This is a genomic window from Nocardia sp. NPDC051570 (genome assembly GCF_044454005.1).
Lineage (GTDB): Bacteria > Actinomycetota > Actinomycetes > Mycobacteriales > Mycobacteriaceae > Nocardia.
On sequence record NZ_JBITDI010000016.1, the window covers coordinates 21,453 to 38,609 of the forward strand.

Annotated in this window: 11 protein-coding genes; 6 read left to right on the forward strand and 5 right to left on the reverse strand. The window is 69.0% G+C overall.

The window, feature by feature from the left end; all coding sequences use genetic code 11:
• The first annotated feature begins 56 nt into the window (after window positions 1–56).
• Window positions 57–2,222, forward strand: a complete 2,166-nt coding sequence (pabB, locus tag ACIA76_RS32435) for an aminodeoxychorismate synthase component I (protein WP_397157273.1) — start codon at window positions 57–59, stop codon at window positions 2,220–2,222.
• A gap of 205 nt (window positions 2,223–2,427) precedes the next feature.
• Window positions 2,428–3,141: a hypothetical protein gene (locus ACIA76_RS32440; RefSeq protein WP_397157275.1), complete on the forward strand. Its 714-nt coding sequence runs from the start codon at window positions 2,428–2,430 to the stop codon at window positions 3,139–3,141.
• A 163-nt stretch (window positions 3,142–3,304) separates the two neighbouring features.
• On the opposite strand, the gene ACIA76_RS32445 is transcribed toward ACIA76_RS32440, so the two are convergent.
• Window positions 3,305–4,918 (reverse strand): TerD family protein, encoded by a 1,614-nt coding sequence (locus ACIA76_RS32445; protein WP_397157277.1) that lies wholly within the window; start codon window positions 4,916–4,918, stop codon window positions 3,305–3,307.
• A gap of 352 nt (window positions 4,919–5,270) precedes the next feature.
• Here ACIA76_RS32445 and ACIA76_RS32450 point away from each other — a divergent pair, with 352 nt between their 5' ends.
• The 3 genes from ACIA76_RS32450 to ACIA76_RS32460 all read left to right on the forward strand — a co-directional run bounded on the left by ACIA76_RS32450 (window position 5,271) and on the right by ACIA76_RS32460 (window position 9,556).
• Window positions 5,271–6,317, forward strand: coding sequence for a 3-oxoacyl-ACP synthase III family protein (locus tag ACIA76_RS32450; RefSeq protein ID WP_397157279.1), 1,047 nt, complete (start codon window positions 5,271–5,273; stop codon window positions 6,315–6,317).
• 4 nt (window positions 6,318–6,321) lie between these two features.
• Window positions 6,322–7,248 (forward strand): hypothetical protein, encoded by a 927-nt coding sequence (locus ACIA76_RS32455; protein ID WP_397157281.1) that lies wholly within the window; start codon window positions 6,322–6,324, stop codon window positions 7,246–7,248.
• A gap of 199 nt (window positions 7,249–7,447) precedes the next feature.
• Window positions 7,448–9,556: a tetratricopeptide repeat protein gene (locus ACIA76_RS32460; protein ID WP_397157283.1), complete on the forward strand. Its 2,109-nt coding sequence runs from the start codon at window positions 7,448–7,450 to the stop codon at window positions 9,554–9,556.
• A gap of 19 nt (window positions 9,557–9,575) precedes the next feature.
• Here the strand turns inward: ACIA76_RS32460 and ACIA76_RS32465 are convergent, their stop codons facing one another.
• The gene (locus tag ACIA76_RS32465) at window positions 9,576–10,277 is read right to left on the reverse strand and encodes a hypothetical protein (protein WP_397157285.1); all 702 of its coding nucleotides are present in this window, start codon (window positions 10,275–10,277) and stop codon (window positions 9,576–9,578) included.
• Window positions 10,278–10,393: 116 nt separating this feature from the next.
• Between ACIA76_RS32465 and ACIA76_RS32470 the strand changes: the two genes are divergently transcribed.
• Window positions 10,394–11,899 carry an MFS transporter gene (locus ACIA76_RS32470; protein ID WP_397157287.1) on the forward strand — a complete coding sequence of 502 codons (1,506 nt, stop codon included), beginning with the start codon at window positions 10,394–10,396 and terminating at the stop codon, window positions 11,897–11,899.
• A 209-nt stretch (window positions 11,900–12,108) separates the two neighbouring features.
• On the opposite strand, the gene pcaB is transcribed toward ACIA76_RS32470, so the two are convergent.
• The 3 genes from pcaB to ACIA76_RS32485 form a co-directional block, all read right to left on the reverse strand.
• Window positions 12,109–13,500: a 3-carboxy-cis,cis-muconate cycloisomerase gene (gene pcaB / locus ACIA76_RS32475; protein ID WP_397157289.1), complete on the reverse strand. Its 1,392-nt coding sequence runs from the start codon at window positions 13,498–13,500 to the stop codon at window positions 12,109–12,111.
• Window positions 13,487–15,544 (reverse strand): FAD/NAD(P)-binding protein, encoded by a 2,058-nt coding sequence (locus tag ACIA76_RS32480; protein WP_397157291.1) that lies wholly within the window; start codon window positions 15,542–15,544, stop codon window positions 13,487–13,489. Before ACIA76_RS32480 ends, pcaB begins: the two co-directional genes overlap by 14 nt.
• A gap of 103 nt (window positions 15,545–15,647) precedes the next feature.
• Window positions 15,648–17,117, reverse strand: a complete 1,470-nt coding sequence (locus ACIA76_RS32485) for an MFS transporter (protein ID WP_397157293.1) — start codon at window positions 17,115–17,117, stop codon at window positions 15,648–15,650.
• Between the last annotated feature and the right edge of the window lie 40 nt (window positions 17,118–17,157).

Here is a 17,157-nt window from a genome sequence, read left to right on the forward strand (position 1 = left end):
CATGTGCCCTCAATGTGGTGTGCGGCGGGTTCGCCCGCACCCGCTACGGTGTCCAGATGAGCACGACCCGGCCCCGTTGGCGAGCAGGGGCCGCCGAGGGATCCGGTCCGCTGCGCACGTTGCTGGTGGACAACTACGATTCGTTCACCTACAACCTGTTCCATCTGATCGGCGAGGTCAACGGGATCGAGCCGGTGGTGGTGCGCAACGACGAGGTCGGCGATCTCGCCGAGCTGGAGCTGGACCGCTTCGACAACATCGTCGTCTCCCCCGGCCCGGGCCGTCCGGATATCGCCCGCGATTTCGGCATCTCCCGGCAGTTGATCGAATACGGCGAGCTGCCGCTGCTCGGGGTCTGCCTGGGCCATCAGGGCATCGTGCTGGCGGCCGGCGGCGCGGTGGTGCCCGCACCGGCGGCGCGGCACGGCTATCCGGATCGGATCACCCACGACGGACACGGCCTGTTCGCCGGTGTGCCAAGGGATTTCATCGCGGTTCGCTATCACTCGCTGTGCGCGGCCCAGCCGCTGCCGGATGCGCTGGAGATCACCGCGACCGCCCCCGACGGGGTGATCATGGGTGTGCGCCATCGTCATCGCCCGCAGTGGGGTGTGCAGTTCCATCCCGAATCGGTATCCAGCGAATTCGGGGCCATGCTGCTGGCGAACTTCGCGCGACTCACCAGGGAGGCGGCCGGGCATCGCCCCACCCCGGCCCGGGGTCCCGCCCCGGCGCCCACGAATCCCCCTGCGGCGCAATCGGACTCCCCCGTCGAGCTGACGGTGCTGCATGAGGTGATCGGGCGGGCCGTGGACACCGAGGCGGTATTCGGTGCGCTGTACGAGGATTCGGCGACCGCGTTCTGGCTCGACAGCACCCATGTCGAGCCCGGGCTGGACCGGTTCTCGTATCTGGGTGACGCGTCCGGGCCGCTGGCGGAGGTGGTGCGGTATCGCGTGGGCGACGGATTCGTGCGCGTGGACTCCGGATCGCGCGGCCGGAGCGTGCCGGGCACGATCCTGGAGTATCTCTCGGCCCAGCTGCGTCGTCGCCGCATCGAATTCCCGGATGTGCCCTTCGATTTCGTCGGCGGCTACGTGGGATATCTGGGCTACGAGGTCAAGGCGGACTGCGGCGGCGCCGCGCGATATCGCTCGCCCATGCCGGATGCGCAGTGGGTGTTCGCCGATCGCCTGGTGGTCGTCGATCATCTGGCCGGACGCACCCATCTGATCGCCCTCGCCGATGCGAATACTCTTGCCGCGGCCCGTGATTGGCTGTCCGCCACGCGCGCGATCGTCGCGGCCGCGCCGGATCGGGACGAACCCGCCGCGCTGACGCTGCCCGCCGACGAACGGGTCGTGGCCGCGGGCCTGACCCGCGGGCGCGATCGCTATCTCGCCGATATCGCCGAGATCCACGAGCAGTTGCGCGCGGGGGAAACCTATGAGGTGAACCTCACCGACAACACCTATCTCGACGCCGACTGCCCCGGCCTGGACACCTATCGCGTGCTGCGCCGGTGCAATCCGGCGCCCTATGCGGCCTTCCTGCGCTTCGCCGACCTCGAGATCGCCTGCTCCTCACCCGAGCGGTTCCTGAAGGTGGACCGCACCCGCACGGTGGAGAGCCGCCCGATCAAGGGCACCGCGCCGCGCGGTGGCAACCCCGACGCCGACGACAATCTGCGCCGCGCATTGGAACTCGATCCCAAGACCCGCGCCGAGAACCTCATGATCGTCGATCTGCTGCGCAACGATCTGGGCCGGGTGTGCGAACTGGGCAGCGTGCATGTACCGCAGCTGATGACGGCCGAGACCTATACGACCATGCATCAGCTGGTGACCACGGTCCGGGGCCGGCTGCGCCCGGAGATCGACGCCGTCGAATGCCTGCGCGCATGCTTCCCGGGCGGCTCGATGACCGGCGCCCCGAAGCTGCGCACCCTCGAGATCATCGACGCCCTGGAGACCGAGGCGCGCGGAGTCTATTCGGGCACACTCGGTTTCCTCGGCCTCGGCGGCACCGCCGACCTCAATATCGTCATCCGCACGGCCGTCCGCCACGACGGCCGCTGGCGGGTCGGCGCGGGCGGGGCGGTGGTGCTCGACTCCGACGCCGAACAGGAGTACGCCGAGATGGTCCTCAAGGCCGCGGCCTCGGCGCGCGCCGTCACGGAGGCCGCCCGCGACCGCACCGCCGCGACGGCCCGGACGCGCTGACGCGACCGGTCCGAATCCACGGCCGGACACCGCGTGTCACGCGCACGCGGGATCGAGTGCGCCGAATCGGCCAGCGCCCAACGACTTCCACACCACCGCCGCACGCGATCGGCCCCGCCCGAGGTGCCCGGCGAGGATCCGGCGATTCGGCGGCCGCGAGAGGCGATAGTTGTCCGGAGGGCGGGACCGACCGCGGAGGCGAGGCATGAACTGTCGGGCGCTGGTGACCGGGGTGCTGGCCAGTGGCGTGCTGCTCGCGGCCGGGCCGGGATCCGGGGGGAATCTGCCGGATCCAGCGGTGGTGCCCGCGCGGACGGCCATCTCGTTCCGGTGGTTGATACCGAATATCGCGTGGGGCACGGCCAACGAGAACGAGCGGCGCAACGGCTTATCGATGGTGAAGCTGTATATCGCCGACTACGCACTGCGGCACGGGGACGGGTCGGCCGAGGATCTACAACTGGGTGAGCGCATGATCCGCACCTCCGATGACGCGGCCGCGAACCGACTCTCGGCCAAGTATCCGCGGGCGATCGAGGCCGTGGCCGCCGAATATCACCTCGCCAACACCGTCGGCGGCAGCGATTGGGGCTCGGCGATGACCTGTACGGCCGATCTCGCCGATTTCCTCGCCGTCAAGATGCGCCGCGATCGCAATTCCCGGCTGCTGACCTGGATGGCCGCGGCCGACGAGATCGCGGCCGACGGCACGACCCAGGACTGGGGCACCGCCAAACTGCCCGGCGTGCTCGGAAGTAAATGGGGCTGGTCGGATTTCGGGCCGCCCGAGGTCGCCTCGGCATCGATCGGGCTCGGTTTCACCGTCGCGGCCCACACCCACGGCACCGGGGCCCAGCAGACCACCGATGTGCTCGCGGTGCTGCAGAGCGTGGTGCTCGATCTGCTGGGCGTGCCCTGACGGCCGTGCCGGAAATCTCCGCATCGTGTCCGAGATGGGAGGTTTCAGGGTCGAATCGGGGTCAATTCGGGTCGTAGACGACCGGCGCGCGCGACGGGGCGCGTGTCGGGCACCGAACGACACAGTGCCGTGCCGGCCGGAACCGAATGACCGGTCGTACCTGTCAGATTCGCGCCCCCTTGGCGCGATTACATGCTCGACACAGGATCTGCAGATTGGCCGCGCTCGTCGCGCCGCCCCGGCTGTGCGGGATGATGTGGTCGAACTCCAGATAGTGGGTGGCGCCGCAGTCGACGCAGTGTCCGCCGTCGCGCTGCCACACCTGGGCCTTGAGTTCCGGTGGGATCGAGCGCCGGTCGCGGCGGCCTGGGGCCAGGGTGAGCCGTTTGGCCACGCGCAGGGCCCCTTCCACCGCCGCGGCGACCAGCTCCGGATCGTCGACCTCGAAGGTGGCGCCGCCGCGTGCGGAGGTCGCCGCGATCTCGACCACGCCGTCGGCGGCGGTCACCGAGACGATGCGCGACCAGGGCAGCTCGATACCCGCCTCGGGACCGAGGAAGCGCAGTTTGCGGGTCGAGCAGATCAGCCGGCCCTCGGTCGGCCGCGGCCCGCGCGCCAGCTGCCGGATGCGGACCGCCGGAATGTCCAGGTGTACGGCCTCTTCCGGATCCAGATGCAGACCCGGCGCGCGCACGATCGGCAGTTCGCCCGCCCGCAGCCGTGACAGCGCGCGGCCGCGGCGCATCCGGCGGCGCAGATCCTCCACCTGCGGGCCGGTCAGCGCGAGCGCGGCGATCGTCGTCTCGAAATCGTCGAGCTCGTCGGCGTCGACCTCGCCGTCGGCGACCAGGAAGGCGGCCAGCCGCTCGGCATACGCCAGCCCCGGCCCGCGCAGGGCGGCGCGCCCGGTGTCGGCGGCGATGCGCCGATAGCGCAGCGCGGTCCACAGCTCATCCCATCCGGATCCGCGCGGCCCGTCGGAGGTCAGCACCCGCCAGGCTCGGGCCCGCCAGCCCTCGAGATAGCGCTCGATCTCCGCGGCGCAGTCGCGGCACGGCGTCGGCGCGCCGAGCATCCGCCAGCCGCGCCTGCGGCCGCAGCGCACGCACAGGCGCGAATCCTGCGGTATCGGTGGGGTGGTGGCCTCGGTCCACGCCGCGCCGTCCCACCAGCGCAGCATCGCGTCGTCGTCGGGATCGGCATGCCAGTCCGGCAGCTCCGGATCCGGTGGCGGCGGCGGTGTTTCGTCGAGCGGGGGCGCGATCTCGGTGCGGCCCAGCGATACTCCGCGCACGCCGTAGGCCGTGAACAGCTCCGCGACCCCGGCGTATCCGTCGGCCTCGGGCCGAAACCACCAGCGCCCCTCGGAGCGGAACAGGCGCGCGAACACCTGGGCATGGGCGCCCGGCGCGGCCGCGATATCGCAGCGCGCCACCGGGCCCTCGGCGTCGAAGACCGTGAGCGTCGGGCGCACGAGCGCGGCCAGGGCGTCCGCGCGGATCGATCCGGCGAGCAGCACACAATCCACCTCGGATTCGGTGCGCGGCAGCGAGACCGACAGGCGTGCGGTGCGCGGCTCGGGCCGCTGATCCAGCGTCACCGCCTGCGATCGATGCCTCGGCGCGTTGAAGTACACCGCGTCCTCGCGCGACCGCACCCGCCCGTGCGCGCCCAGCAGCAGGGCGTGCGCGTCCAGCGCGTGGGCCGAGCGCCACGAAAGCAGCACGGTCAGAAGCGAAGTCGGTAGCGGCGTCGCGCCGTCGTCGAGGGGTTCCATCGTGATCGAACTATGCCAGGCGGGTCCGACATGCTCGCACATGCCGGCCATTTCCGGCAGGGCCGGATTATCTGTGTCACTCGGTACCGAAAAACGTTTCGATATAGCCCCTATCACCCCCTATCGGAATATGCCGGAACCTTTCCTCCAAAATGACGTCCCACCTTGCCTTTTCGAGGTCGCCGTTCGATTGGGCCGTCGCTTCGGCCCCATTTCCAGAGGCCTACGTGCTGGTAATGTCCCAGCCGCATCGGGGCTGCTGCACCAAAGGTATCTGCAATTTCATTCGATACCTTTTCTCCGTAACACATTTCGTCCGAACTCGGGTAATTCATCCAGAGAGTAGGGGGCTATGCGTACACGTTTCGAATCGATCGGCGCGTATACACCGAGCAGCGTCCGTTCGACCGACGAGGTGATCGCCGCACTGTCCGTGCCCAGGTCGCTGGACCTGGAACGCATCACCGGCATCCGGAACCGCCATGTGCATTCGCGCGATCCGCACAACTACGAGTCGTCGTTCGAGCTGGCCCTGGCCGCCATCGACGACTGCCTGCGTCATTCCGACTACCGGGCCGACGAGCTCGACGTGGTGATCTCCGCCTCCATCACGCGCTTTCGCGGACCCGACTTCTTCTGTTACGCACCGGCGTTCGGGTCCATGCTGCGCGAGGCGATCGGCGCCGGGCGGGCACAGCACTTCGACGTCTCCAACGCCTGCGCGGGCATGATCACCGGGGTACTACTGCTGGACCGCATGATCAAAGCGGGTGTGGTGCGCAACGGACTGGTGGTCAGCGGCGAACAGATCACCCCCATCGCCGAGACCGCCACGCGCGAGATCAGCCAGCCCTACGATCCGCAGTTCGCGGCGCTGACCGTGGGCGATGCGGCGGTGGCGGTGGTCGTCGACGACCGCGGCGACGACGATGACGAGATCCACTACGTCGAGCTGATGACGACCGCGGCCGGGGCCGAACACTGCCTGGGCATGCCGAGCGAGAAGACCACCGGCATCGCGATGTACACCGACAATCGCGCGCTCGCCAGCGAATCCCGTTATCTGCAGGGCATCGGCCGCATGGCCGATTTCCTCACCGAGCGCGGACTCGACTGGGAGAGTGAGAAATTCGATTACTGGGTGCATCATCAGTTCTCGGGTCCGGCGATCGAATACATCAGCGGGCTCACCGAGCGGCACTTCGATACGCCGATGCCGCAGGCGCTCAACGTATTAGAGGAATACGGCAACACCGCATCCACATCACACTTCTTGGTCTTGCACGAACATCTTGCGCGACAGGCGATTCCGAAGGGCTCGAAGGTGTTGCTCGTGCCCGAGGCCTCCGGTGTCGTCTCGGGACACCTGGCCGCGACCATTTCCCGATTGGAGGCGTGAAAACATGTCTGCCGCAATCATTTCCGCCGCCGTCTGCGCCGACGCCGACACCGGCAGCTACTTCGAGCTGGCCGCCCGCGCCGGACGCGACTGCCTGACCCGTGCCGAGCTGGAGCCGCAGCGCATCGGCCTGGTGCTCAACGCCGGGGTGTTCCGCGACCACAACATCTCCGAACCGGCGGTAGCCGCGCTGGTGCAGAAGCGGCTGGAGGTCGGCCTGGAGTATCGGACCGGCCGGGTGCCCGCCTTCTCCTTCGACCTGATGAACGGCGGCACCGGCCTGGTGCACGCGCTGATGGCCGCGCAATGCTTCCTCGAACTCGGCGATATCGAATACGCCCTGGTCCTGTCCGGCGATACCCATCCGTCCACCGAACGCACCGTCGACGGTTTCCCCTACACCGCCACCGGTGCGGCGATGTTGCTGCGAACCGCTTCCGGCGCAGGAGGTTTCGGGGAGATCCAGCAGATCTTCACCGGACCCGGGCAGGCCACGGCCTGGGTGGATCTGGCCGCGGCCGGGACCTCGGGGCGGCGCGCGTTGTCGGTGCGGCCCGCCGGTGATCCGCTGCGGGCGGCGGCCGAGGCGGTCACCCGTTGCCTCGACGACGAACATCTCGAACTCGCCCGCAGCGGCGCGATCCTGCTCGCACCCGCTCCCACAACGGATTTCGCGGCCCGGTTGGCCGAGCGCCTCGCGGCGCCCGCGGACGCGATCGTCGGCGTCGATCCGAATCTGGGCGATCCGTACACCGCCGCACCGGTGCACGCCTATCTGGCCGCACAGGCCGCGGGGCTGATCGATGACACCCGGCCGGTGTTGTTCCTGGCAGTGGACGGCGACGCGGCGGCCTGCATCGCATATCGCCCATGCCCATTCGCGCCGGTCGGCATTGATGTCAATCTGTGCGCGAAACAACTTGACATGTAGCATAATTCACGCGACAGGCCGTCGTCTGCGGTGGTGGGATGCACCTAGGCGGCCCGCGAAAACCGTTGTGCACCGGCTGAATCCCCGTGTGTCCCGCGACACACACAGCTGCAACGTTGCCGCTTCCGCTAGAACGCGTCTCAGTCGAGGCGCACCCCTTCAGTCGGGGTACATCAAGATCGACGAAGGGACAACGAGCATGCAACGGTCGGTCGCTCGGGACCGAGGCCGGGCAGCGGTCGTCATAGGTCCACACGAACCTCACCCCACGCGGCTGCCACGGCCGGAAGGCGACGGCCTGACCACGGCATTGGCCGCGGATCGGGTGCGGCATCGGGTCGCTCAGGCGATGGCGGTGCTCGGCGCCGCCTCCGATGCCGATTTCGTCGCGGCGCTACTGGACGCCGATCCGGAGGCAATCCGCGGTGTGGTAGACGAATTGACCGCTATGGGCGTGGTAGAGGGGCATCGACTGCATCCGCCGTCGGTGGGCGCGCACCTGCTGCGCGAGCTGTCCACCGACGAGCGTGCCGATTGGCACACTCGCGCGGCGGAAGTCCTGTACCGCAACGACTTTCCCGCCGCCGCGGTGGCCGCACAGCTGGTCGCCGCGGGTGACGCACGCAGCACCTGGGCCGCCCAGGTGCTCGTCGAGGCCGCCGACGAGGCGCTGATCCACGACGATATCGACGGCGCCGCACAGCGTTTGGAGCTGGCCTACCGCGCCAGCCGGCGGGCCAGCGGCCGCGCCGCGATCGCCACCCGGCTGGTCTCGGTCGAACGCCGCGTCAATCCGTCCACCCGAACCCGTAACTTCGCTCGCCTCAAGGCCGCGCTGTATACGGGCCGGGTGCCGGATACCGAACTGCCCACGGCCGTTCTGCATATGTTGTGGCACGGACATACCCAGCACGCCGATCAGGCGCTGGCGCGGCTGGACCGCGGCCCGCACCGCATCGTCGACCCGGCCGTGGACTTCCTGTGCGCGTGGCTGCGCTACACCCATCCCACGCATGTGGATCGACATCGACGGCTGTTCGCGACCCGCCTCGGCGAGGGCGGGCGCGCGGCCTTCGATCGCCGCTCGCCGCATCGCCAGTCCGCGGATCTGCTGGCCGCGCTGTCGGTGCAGCATCCGCCGGCGGAGATCGCCGGTCTGGCACAACGCATTCTGGCCGGTCACCGACTGGCAGTCACCACCGTGGAGGCCCTGGTCGCGGCGGTAGACTGTCTGATTCACGGCGATCGGCTCGATACCGCCGATGCCTGGTGCGCCTCATTGCTCGCCGAGGCACAGGCTCGCCGGGCGCCCACCTGGCGTTCGGTATTCGCGGCGCTGCGTGCGGAAACCCTGTTACGCAAGGGGAATCTCACCGGCGCGATCGACAATGCCACGCTCGCATTGAATCTCGTGCCCGCCGAACACCTCGGTGTCTGGGTGGGGCGGCCGATCGCGGTACTGGTGCGGGCCCTGACCGCACAGGGCCGGCATACCGAGGCCGCGGCGCAGCTGGGGCGTCCGGTACCGCGGGCGATGTTCGAATCCCGTTTCGCCCTACCGTATCTGCACGCCTGGGGTCATCACTGTCTGGCGGCCGGACGGCCCGAGGAGGCGCTGCGCCAGTTCCGGCAGTGCGGAAACCTCATGCGCCAATGGCATCTGGACTTCGCCTGGCTGGTCCCGTGGCGCAACGATCTGGCCGCGGCCTATCTCGAACTCGGAGATCGGCGGCGGGCACAGGCGCTGGCCACCATGCACCTGGAGCTGATCGGCGGCGCCGACCGTCATCGCACCGGGTCGGTATCGCTGCGGCTGTTGGCCTCGACCGGCGACGCGCACCGCCGGGTGCTGCTGCTCCGGCGGGCGGTGGCGGTGGCTCGTGCCGGTGGCGACGATCACGAATTGGCCACGGCCCTGACCGAATTGGGCCGCGCACATCGCACCATCGGGGACGCCGACAAGGCGCGACCGCTGCTGCGTGAGGCGGTGCGGCTGGCCGAATCCTGTGGTTCGGGGGCGCTGGTGCGGCGGCTGCGCGGTGATCGCAATCCGGCGCCCACCGTTCCGACGCCGCGGGTGCGGGTGACCGCGGGCAGCGTGGAGACGCTCAGCCCGGCCGAACGCCGCGTCGCGGAGTTGGCCGCACTGGGCAAGCGCAACCGCGATATCGCCGAATCGCTGGCCATCACGACCAGCACGGTGGAACAGCATCTGACGCGGGTGTATCGGAAGCTGTCGGTGGCCCGGCGCGGGGATCTGCAGTTCGTACTGTCGGCCCATGCGGCGGCCGAATCGGCCGTGGGCTGAGCCGAATCCGGCCGCCGGATCAGCCGCGCGCGTGCGCGGGGATCCGGCGGCCGGTCCCGGCGGATCCGGTGGTTCCGGCGGGACGATCGAGCATGCCGCACAGCACGAGCAGACCCGTCACGCCCGTCCACAGGACCAGGGTGTCGAAGGCGACCCGCTCCTCGAGCCCGGCCCCGAAACCGAGGCCGGGTGCGCTGTAGAGCGCCCAGCCGCCGATCGCGGACAGCCCGGCACAGACTCCGGTCCATATCCGAATCGCGCGCTGTGGCAATGCGACCGCGACGAACACCATGCCCAGCAGCTGCGCCGCCCAGCGCAGCACCTCCGCCGCGTCATGCGTTCCGGGATCCACGTTCACCGGCGTGACCGCGCCGATCACCAGGGCGACCGCGGCGACCACCAGCAGCACGCATCCGGCACGCAACAGCGGCTGCGCCCGCATCGACCAGGCCAGCGCACCGACCGCGGTCGCGATGCCGAGCGCCACGGTCGCGATCATCCAGGTCAGATGCCACGGCGAGCAGACGTATCGATCCGACCCGCCGATCTCGGTGAGCTGTTCACACGCGGTGGCGCCCAGATCGCCGACATGATTGACCGCGACCCGATACGGTCGGGGCCAGCCCGCCGCGACGACCGCGACCATCGGCGCGTACAGCAGGGTCGCGGCCCAGCTCCAACCGGCCAGGGACGCGCTGCGCAGGGCGATGACTGTCCGCATGTCGATCACTGTGCGGAATCGATGATGAGAAAACCGTGAGGCGCGCCCGCCCGGTCCGCGAGGAAATAGGATAGCTGCACGCTTGCCAATCTTCCGACGAGCTCCGGAGGGATCGCATGACCGTGCCGAACGACGGCCGCTGGGCCATGCTCGCGGTGCTGTGTGCGAGTCTGTTGCTCGTGGCGATGGATGCCACCATCCTCAATGTCGCGTTACCCTCGCTGATCTCGGATCTGCGGCCCGGGGCGGTGGCGCAGCTGTGGATCGTCGACGTCTACGGCCTGATCCTCGGCGGCCTGCTGGTCACCTGCGGGGCCCTCGGCGATCGGATCGGGCGCCGGCTGCTGTTCCTCCTCGGCTTCGTGCTGTTCGGGGTCGCGTCGGTGGTGGCGGCGACCGCGGGCACGACCGCGCAGCTGGTCGGTGGGCGGGTGTTGCTGGCCGTGGGCGGGGCGATGGTCATGCCCTCGACGCTGTCGCTGATCCGCAACATCTTCACCGATGCCCGTGAACGCACCCGCGCGATCGGGATCTGGTCGGCCATCGCGGGTGCGGGCGCATGCGTCGGCCCGACCGTCGGCGGATATCTGGTGCAGCACTTCGGCTGGGCCGCGGCGTTCTGGGTGAATGTGCCGGTGGTCGTGGTCGCCGTGGCGGCCGGGCTGTGGCTGCTGCCGGAGTATCGGGTGCCCGCGGAGGGGCCGTTCGACTGGGCGAGCGTACCGCTGTCGGTGCTGGGGATCATCGGATTCGCTTGGGGTGTCAAACATCTCGCGCGCGGCGAGGACCTCCTCGGCAACGCGTCCGCGCTGGCGGTCGGCGTCATACTGCTGATCTGGTTCGGGCGGCGCCAACTGGAACTGGCCGATCCGCTCCTGGACGTGCGCCTGTTCCGGCGGCCGGTATTCCTGGCCGCGGCGCTGGCGACCCTGCTGGCGATGATCGCGATCGGCGCCGCCCTGTATCTGATCTCGTTGTGGCTGCAGTACATTCACGATTACTCACCCGCCGAGGCGGGCCTGCGCATGGTTCCCGCGGCGGTGGCCACCCTGCTCGGCTCGCTCGCCACGCCCGCGCTGCTGCGCCACATCGGCGTGCGCACGGTGCTGGTGACCAGCCTGGCGACCCTGGCGCTGGGCTTCCTGGTGCTGGCCGTATCGCCGGAGCCGACGACCTATCCCGTGGTGGCACTCGTGTTGGTATGCATGGGAATCGGCGACGGCGTCGCCATCACCGCCGCCGCGGCCGTCCTGGTCTCCTCGGTGCCGCCCGAACGAGCCGGGCAGGGCGGCGCGGTGGAGGAGACCAACTACGAACTCGGTAACGGCCTGGGCGTCGCCCTCCTCGGCAGCATCCACGGTGCCCTGTTCACCGCGCATATGACCGACCTCCCGCTCGAGGGCGATCAGCTGCGCATCGCCCGCGATTCGGTAGGCGGAGCCGTCGAGATCGCGACCGGGATCGGCGGCGACGGCGGCCGCCAGATCCGCGAAACCGCCTCCGCCGCCTTCGATTCCGCCCTGACGGTCACCTCGTACGTGGCCGCGGCCATCGTCCTCACGGTCGCGGTCGTGGCGGCACTGCTGGTCCCCCGGGGCACGAGAACCACTGGGCAGCACTGATTTCCCGATGTGAGAAATAGCAAAGGATTGCCATACCGATCGGGAAATCTTGCGCGCGCGACCGGGGTGTGTTTCCATTTTCGAGGTTTCTCGTCAATGGGTTAGGGGTGTCGTGGTCGTCTTCGTCGAGGTTCTTTTCATCAGCTGCATTATCTGCTGTGCGCTGTTCGCGCTCTATGTTTTCTACCGGCTGTTTCAGGACTGATGTGTCACGCCCGGCCGAGCACCCTATCGATCAGATCGGGTGCTGTGCCGAGGTAATTCTCCGGGCGTAGCAAATCGTGGATCTCCTCGATATCCAGATGGTCGCGCACCATCGCATAATCCGCTAGCACATCGGCTAGCGAACTTCCGGTTTCCTCGGCCTCGAATGCGGCGGTCTGCAGAACCTTCTTCGCCGCGACCCGGCCCAGCAGCGGCGTCAACCGGATCGACAATCGCTCCGAGACCAGCTGGCCCTGGCTCGATGCCAGGCTTGCGCTCATGCGGTCGGGGACCGCGCGCAGGCCGTCGGCCAATTCCGCGGCGGTATGCGCGCTGCCGCCCACCAGTAGCAGACATTCGCGCAGCGGCTGCCATTCGGCGTGCCAGGCGCCGGGCGAGCGTTCGTCCTCGGCCAGCATCGCGGCGAACACCGTGGATGCCAGCGCGGGCACCTGCAGCGACGCGGTCCGAATCATGGTGGCCAGCACGGGATTTCGCTTCTGCGGCATGGCCGAGGATTCGCCCCGCCCGGCGGCGGCCGGCTCGTACACCTCCATGACCTCCGTACGCGACTGGGAGATCACGTCGACGGCGAACTTACCGAGCGCGCCCGAGGTGGTGACCAGTGCCGCCGCCAGATCGGCGAGCGGGGTACGCACGCTGTGCCAGGGCGCGACGGCGGCGGGCATGCCCAACTCCGCGGCGAATTCGTCGGTGAGGCGGGCCTGGATCCGCATGGCGCTCGCATCGGCGAGTTCGCCGCCGCTGCGGCGGGCGCATTCGACGTAGGAGGCGAATGTTCCTGCGGCGCCGCCGAGTTGGACCGGCAGTCCGTGCTCGCGGACCCGGTGCAGCCGGTCGCGGGCGTCGAGCAGCCCCTGGATCCAGCTCGCGACCCGGGCACCGAAGGTCGTCGGCACCGCATGCATGCCCAGGGTCCGGGCGGCCATCAGCGTATCGCGATGGGCATACCCGAGCCGCGCGAGCGAATCCACGCTCGCCTCCACATCGGCGATGATCGCCGACAGCGCCCGCGCGGCGGTCAGCATCGTCGCCGTATCGAAGATGTCCTGACTGGTCGACCCCCAATGCACGTAATCGGCACTGGCCGGATCGAATTCGGCCACCACGCGTTGCAGCTCCCGCACGAACGCCACCACCGGATTCGCCGCCCCGCGCGCCGCCTCGGCGATCGCGCGGGTGTCGAACCGATGGGTGCGCACGGCCGCGGTGATCTGCCCGACCGCCTCGACCGGAATGATACCCAGGCGCGCTTGGGCTCGCGCCAGGGCGAGTTCCACCTCGAGCATCGCCTCGAGCCAGGCGTCGTCGGAGACCACCGCCTCCATCGGCACGCCCGCGCGCACCGGCGCCAGCAATCCCTTATCGACGACCATCGGCATAGTCCTTTCGGTGAATTCCGCCGCCGACCTCTCGGTGGGCGGCGAGGATGGAGCGGGCGATGCTGTCGCTGTCGGACAGGGTCACCGAGTTCACGCCCGGACGCGGGCCCGCCGCGGTGACCCAGTGCACGGCCTCCGTCGGCACCCCGACCGCGAATCGGCGCGGATGCGGCCGCCCGGCGGCGTCGAGGACGGCATGCGAATCGCGAGCGACCTCGAGACCGCCGGTCCGATAGTGGCTGCCATCCGGGTTCGCGACATCGAAGCCACGGATCTGGTTGGACCGCAACAGATTACGCAGCAGCGCATCGCCGGTGGCGCGCAGATCCGGTTCGGGCAGCCGCGCGTCGATGAGCACCTGGGCGGCGACGGTCGAACCGTCGACCATCGGCGAATGCGCCACGAAGCATCCGGCGTCCTCGTCGAAGCGAATGCGCATGCCCGGGCCGACGATTCGCACGACACCCGCCCGGATCAGCGCCGACAGCTCCGCGATCCGGCCCGCGGGCGGGCCGATCGACAGGAAGGCGTTCAGCGGCGTGTACCAGCCGTCGAGATCGTCGCGATAGGACGCGCCGGTGATACCGCCGTGGTCGACGATCAACCGGACCTCGTTACGCAGATCCCGCAGCACGTCCAGGGCCGCCTTCACCGGACCGTGCACATTGCCCAGCCGGGCGTTGCGCACATCGGTGTCCAGATACTCGAGCAGCCAGTCGTGGAACCGGGCGAGGTCGCCGAATCGGCGGCCCGCGGTGGGATCGCCGAGAACCGTCCAATCCCACCGCTGTTCGGATCCGATCTCGAATTCGGCCAGAATGCCGGCCGCCGCGCGCTCGGTCGGCGCCTCGAGATAGCGGGTGCGGAACCAGCGCAGCTCGCGCGGGCTGATCCGGTCGGTGATCATCCGCGCGTAGTAGACCGCCTCCACCTCCCGCGCCACCAGCGGCCAGATATCGCGGCGGAACGAGAGGTCACCGAAATGCTCTGCCCGGCGGCGTAATTCGGTGATCCGCGCCGGATCCAGCAGCGTGGGCACGTGCCGTTCGTCGACGTCCTTCTGATTCTCGCCGCGCGCATGATGCGGTACGCCGCGCCGGGATCCGGCCACGATCAGCGGCTCGCGCCCGGAGGGCAGATACTCCAGCATCCCCTCGGCGCCGGACTCGGTGAACCGGCCGCCACGGCCGACCGTCAGCAGGGCCATATAGTCGAAGAAGGTCAGCCCGAGTCCGCGGATGATCGCGGTGGCGCGCTCCGGCACCCGATCGGTGTCGACATCGGCGGCGTTGACCGGCGCGATATGAAGCACTCCCGAGCGGTGGCGCACCCGCGCGGCGAGCTCGTCCGGATCCACCGGCTGCCAGGGCGGCATATGCCCCTGGGCGAGCACCACGGCATGTAATCCGGTGAGCTGTTCGCCGGTGCTCAGCGTCAATTCCTGCAGACCGCCCGGATCGTCGCGCAGATCGGTGGCCGCGGCGGTGATCTCGTGGGTGCGGATCCAGCGCGCGTATCGATCGCGGATGTGCTCGTAGGCCCAGCGCAGATAGTGGCCGTAGAAGGCGCGCGTCGGATAGGTATTGGGTTCGGTCCGGCACGCCTCCCGATAGAACTCGTCGGGCAGATCGGCGAAGTTGCCGATCTTCGCCAGGAAGCTCGCCCATTCGAACAGGCTGGGCCCCGGCACGACGGGTCCTGCCATTGTCACACTGGCATCGGTGAATATCGTGACCTGTGCGGCCACGGTATTCATCAGCAGATGTCTGGATTGGTCGGTGCGCCAGACCTGTCCGGTGCCGACCCGGGTCGAGTCGATGAGATAGATCTCCGTCTCGACGCGCGCGTCGCCCCGTACCGCGTTGGCGCACAGGCGCTCGAAGAAACTCAGTCCACGGGGTCCCACGCCGACCACCGCGATGCGTAACGGCCCGTCGGAATCGGACCCCGGGGACGGCGGAAACCAGTCCAGACTCTCCTCGGGCAGCAGTCCTACAGACATTGTCAATTCACGGGTTTCGAGCTTGTGCCTCGACACGATGTCACCTTCATGAGATTCGCAAATGGCGGTCCGGCGATGTCCTGACACGACGACGCCCGGACGCCTGCGTTCGGCATCCGGGCGTCGTCGTGGAACAGCGCTATACCGTGACCTTGTCGGCTCGCGAGTGGGCGAGGGGTTCGGCCTCTTCGCCGCGCGAGTCGACCGTGCGCAGCGCGGTCACCGCGCCGAGGGCCGCCAAGATCCCCGCGACCAGCAGCGCGCGCCGGAAACCGGCCGTCGTCGCATCCAGCGGCAGATGCCCCTGGGCCAGCTGAGTATCGGTGTGCGAGATGGCGATCGCCGTCAGCACGGCCACGCCCAGCGCCACGCCGATCTGCTGCGCGGTGGTCAGCAGTGCCGCGGCCAGCCCGGCCTTATCCGCCGGCACGCGGGCGTTGGCGGCGGTGGTGTTGGCGACGAAGACCGCCGCCGATCCGGCCGCGGTGATCATCAACCCCGGCAACAGATCCCGCAGATACGCGCCGTCGGTCGGGATGCGCGACAGCAGCAGGATACCCACTCCGGTGACCAGCGCGCCGACCACGATCACGGGCCGGGTTCCGGTGCGGGGCACGATCTTCGACGTCAACGCGGAGACCACGATGATGGTCCCGCTGAACGGCAGATAGGCACAGCCGGCCTTGATCTCGCCGTAGCCGAGCACCGTCTGGGTGTAGAGGGTGATGAAGAAGAACAGCGACATCATCCCCGCGGCCACCAGCGCCTGGGTCACATCGGCGGCGGCCAGTCCGCGAATGCGGAAGATCGACAGCGGGACAAGCGGATTGGCGATCCGGTGCTCGTTGACCACGAATCCGATCAGCAGCGCCGCGGCCACCGCGAGTTCGCCGATCGTCTCGGCGCTGCCCCAGCCCTGCTCCGGCGCCCGCACCGTGCCGTACACCAGCAACATCAGGCCGCCGGTGGCCAAAGCCGTTCCGAGCAGGTCGAATCCGCCGCGCGGGGCGTTGCGCCGGTCACTGGGGATCAGCGCGGGCAGAGCCACGAGAATCAGAACACAGACCGGCACGTTGACGTAGAACACCCACCGCCAGCCCGGCCCCTGGGTGATCAGGCCGCCGAGCAGCAGTCCGGACGCCGCACCGAGACCGCCGATCGCGGCCCAGACCCCCAGGGCGGTACTGCGATCGGAACCCTTGTGGAAACTGGTGGTCAGAATCGACAGGGCCGCGGGCAGCATCAGCGCGGCTCCGACGCCCTGGGTGAAGCGGGCTCCGATCAGCAGTTCGCTGCCGTGCGCCAGACCCGCTACCGCGGAGGATATTCCGATGATCGCGGTGCCGGTCATCAGGATGCGGCGCCGCCCGAGCAGATCGGCCAGCCGCCCGCCGAGCAGCATCAGGCCGCCGTAGGTCAGCAGATAGCCGGTGGTGATCCACTGCAGGGTCGACACCGAAAGGTGCATCTCACGCTGGATCGCCGGCAGTGCGAGATTGACGATCGAACTATCGACGAAGTCGAGGAAAGCGGCCGTGCACAGCAGCACCAGCGTGAGCTTGCCACGGCGGGTCGCCAGGAATGACGAGGTCTCGGTCGGTGAACTCACTACGCTGTCTCTCTTTCCCGGATGAAAGCCATCCACGATT

Coding starts and splice junctions, on each gene's coding strand:
- pabB (WP_397157273.1), top strand. CDS start 57: ATGAGCACGACCCGGCCCCGTTGGCGAGCAGGGGCCGCCGAGGGATCC.
- ACIA76_RS32440 (WP_397157275.1), top strand. CDS start 2,428: ATGAACTGTCGGGCGCTGGTGACCGGGGTGCTGGCCAGTGGCGTGCTG.
- ACIA76_RS32445 (WP_397157277.1), bottom strand. CDS start 4,918: ATGGAACCCCTCGACGACGGCGCGACGCCGCTACCGACTTCGCTTCTG.
- ACIA76_RS32450 (WP_397157279.1), top strand. CDS start 5,271: ATGCGTACACGTTTCGAATCGATCGGCGCGTATACACCGAGCAGCGTC.
- ACIA76_RS32455 (WP_397157281.1), top strand. CDS start 6,322: ATGTCTGCCGCAATCATTTCCGCCGCCGTCTGCGCCGACGCCGACACC.
- ACIA76_RS32460 (WP_397157283.1), top strand. CDS start 7,448: ATGCAACGGTCGGTCGCTCGGGACCGAGGCCGGGCAGCGGTCGTCATA.
- ACIA76_RS32465 (WP_397157285.1), bottom strand. CDS start 10,277: ATGCGGACAGTCATCGCCCTGCGCAGCGCGTCCCTGGCCGGTTGGAGC.
- ACIA76_RS32470 (WP_397157287.1), top strand. CDS start 10,394: ATGACCGTGCCGAACGACGGCCGCTGGGCCATGCTCGCGGTGCTGTGT.
- pcaB (WP_397157289.1), bottom strand. CDS start 13,500: ATGGTCGTCGATAAGGGATTGCTGGCGCCGGTGCGCGCGGGCGTGCCG.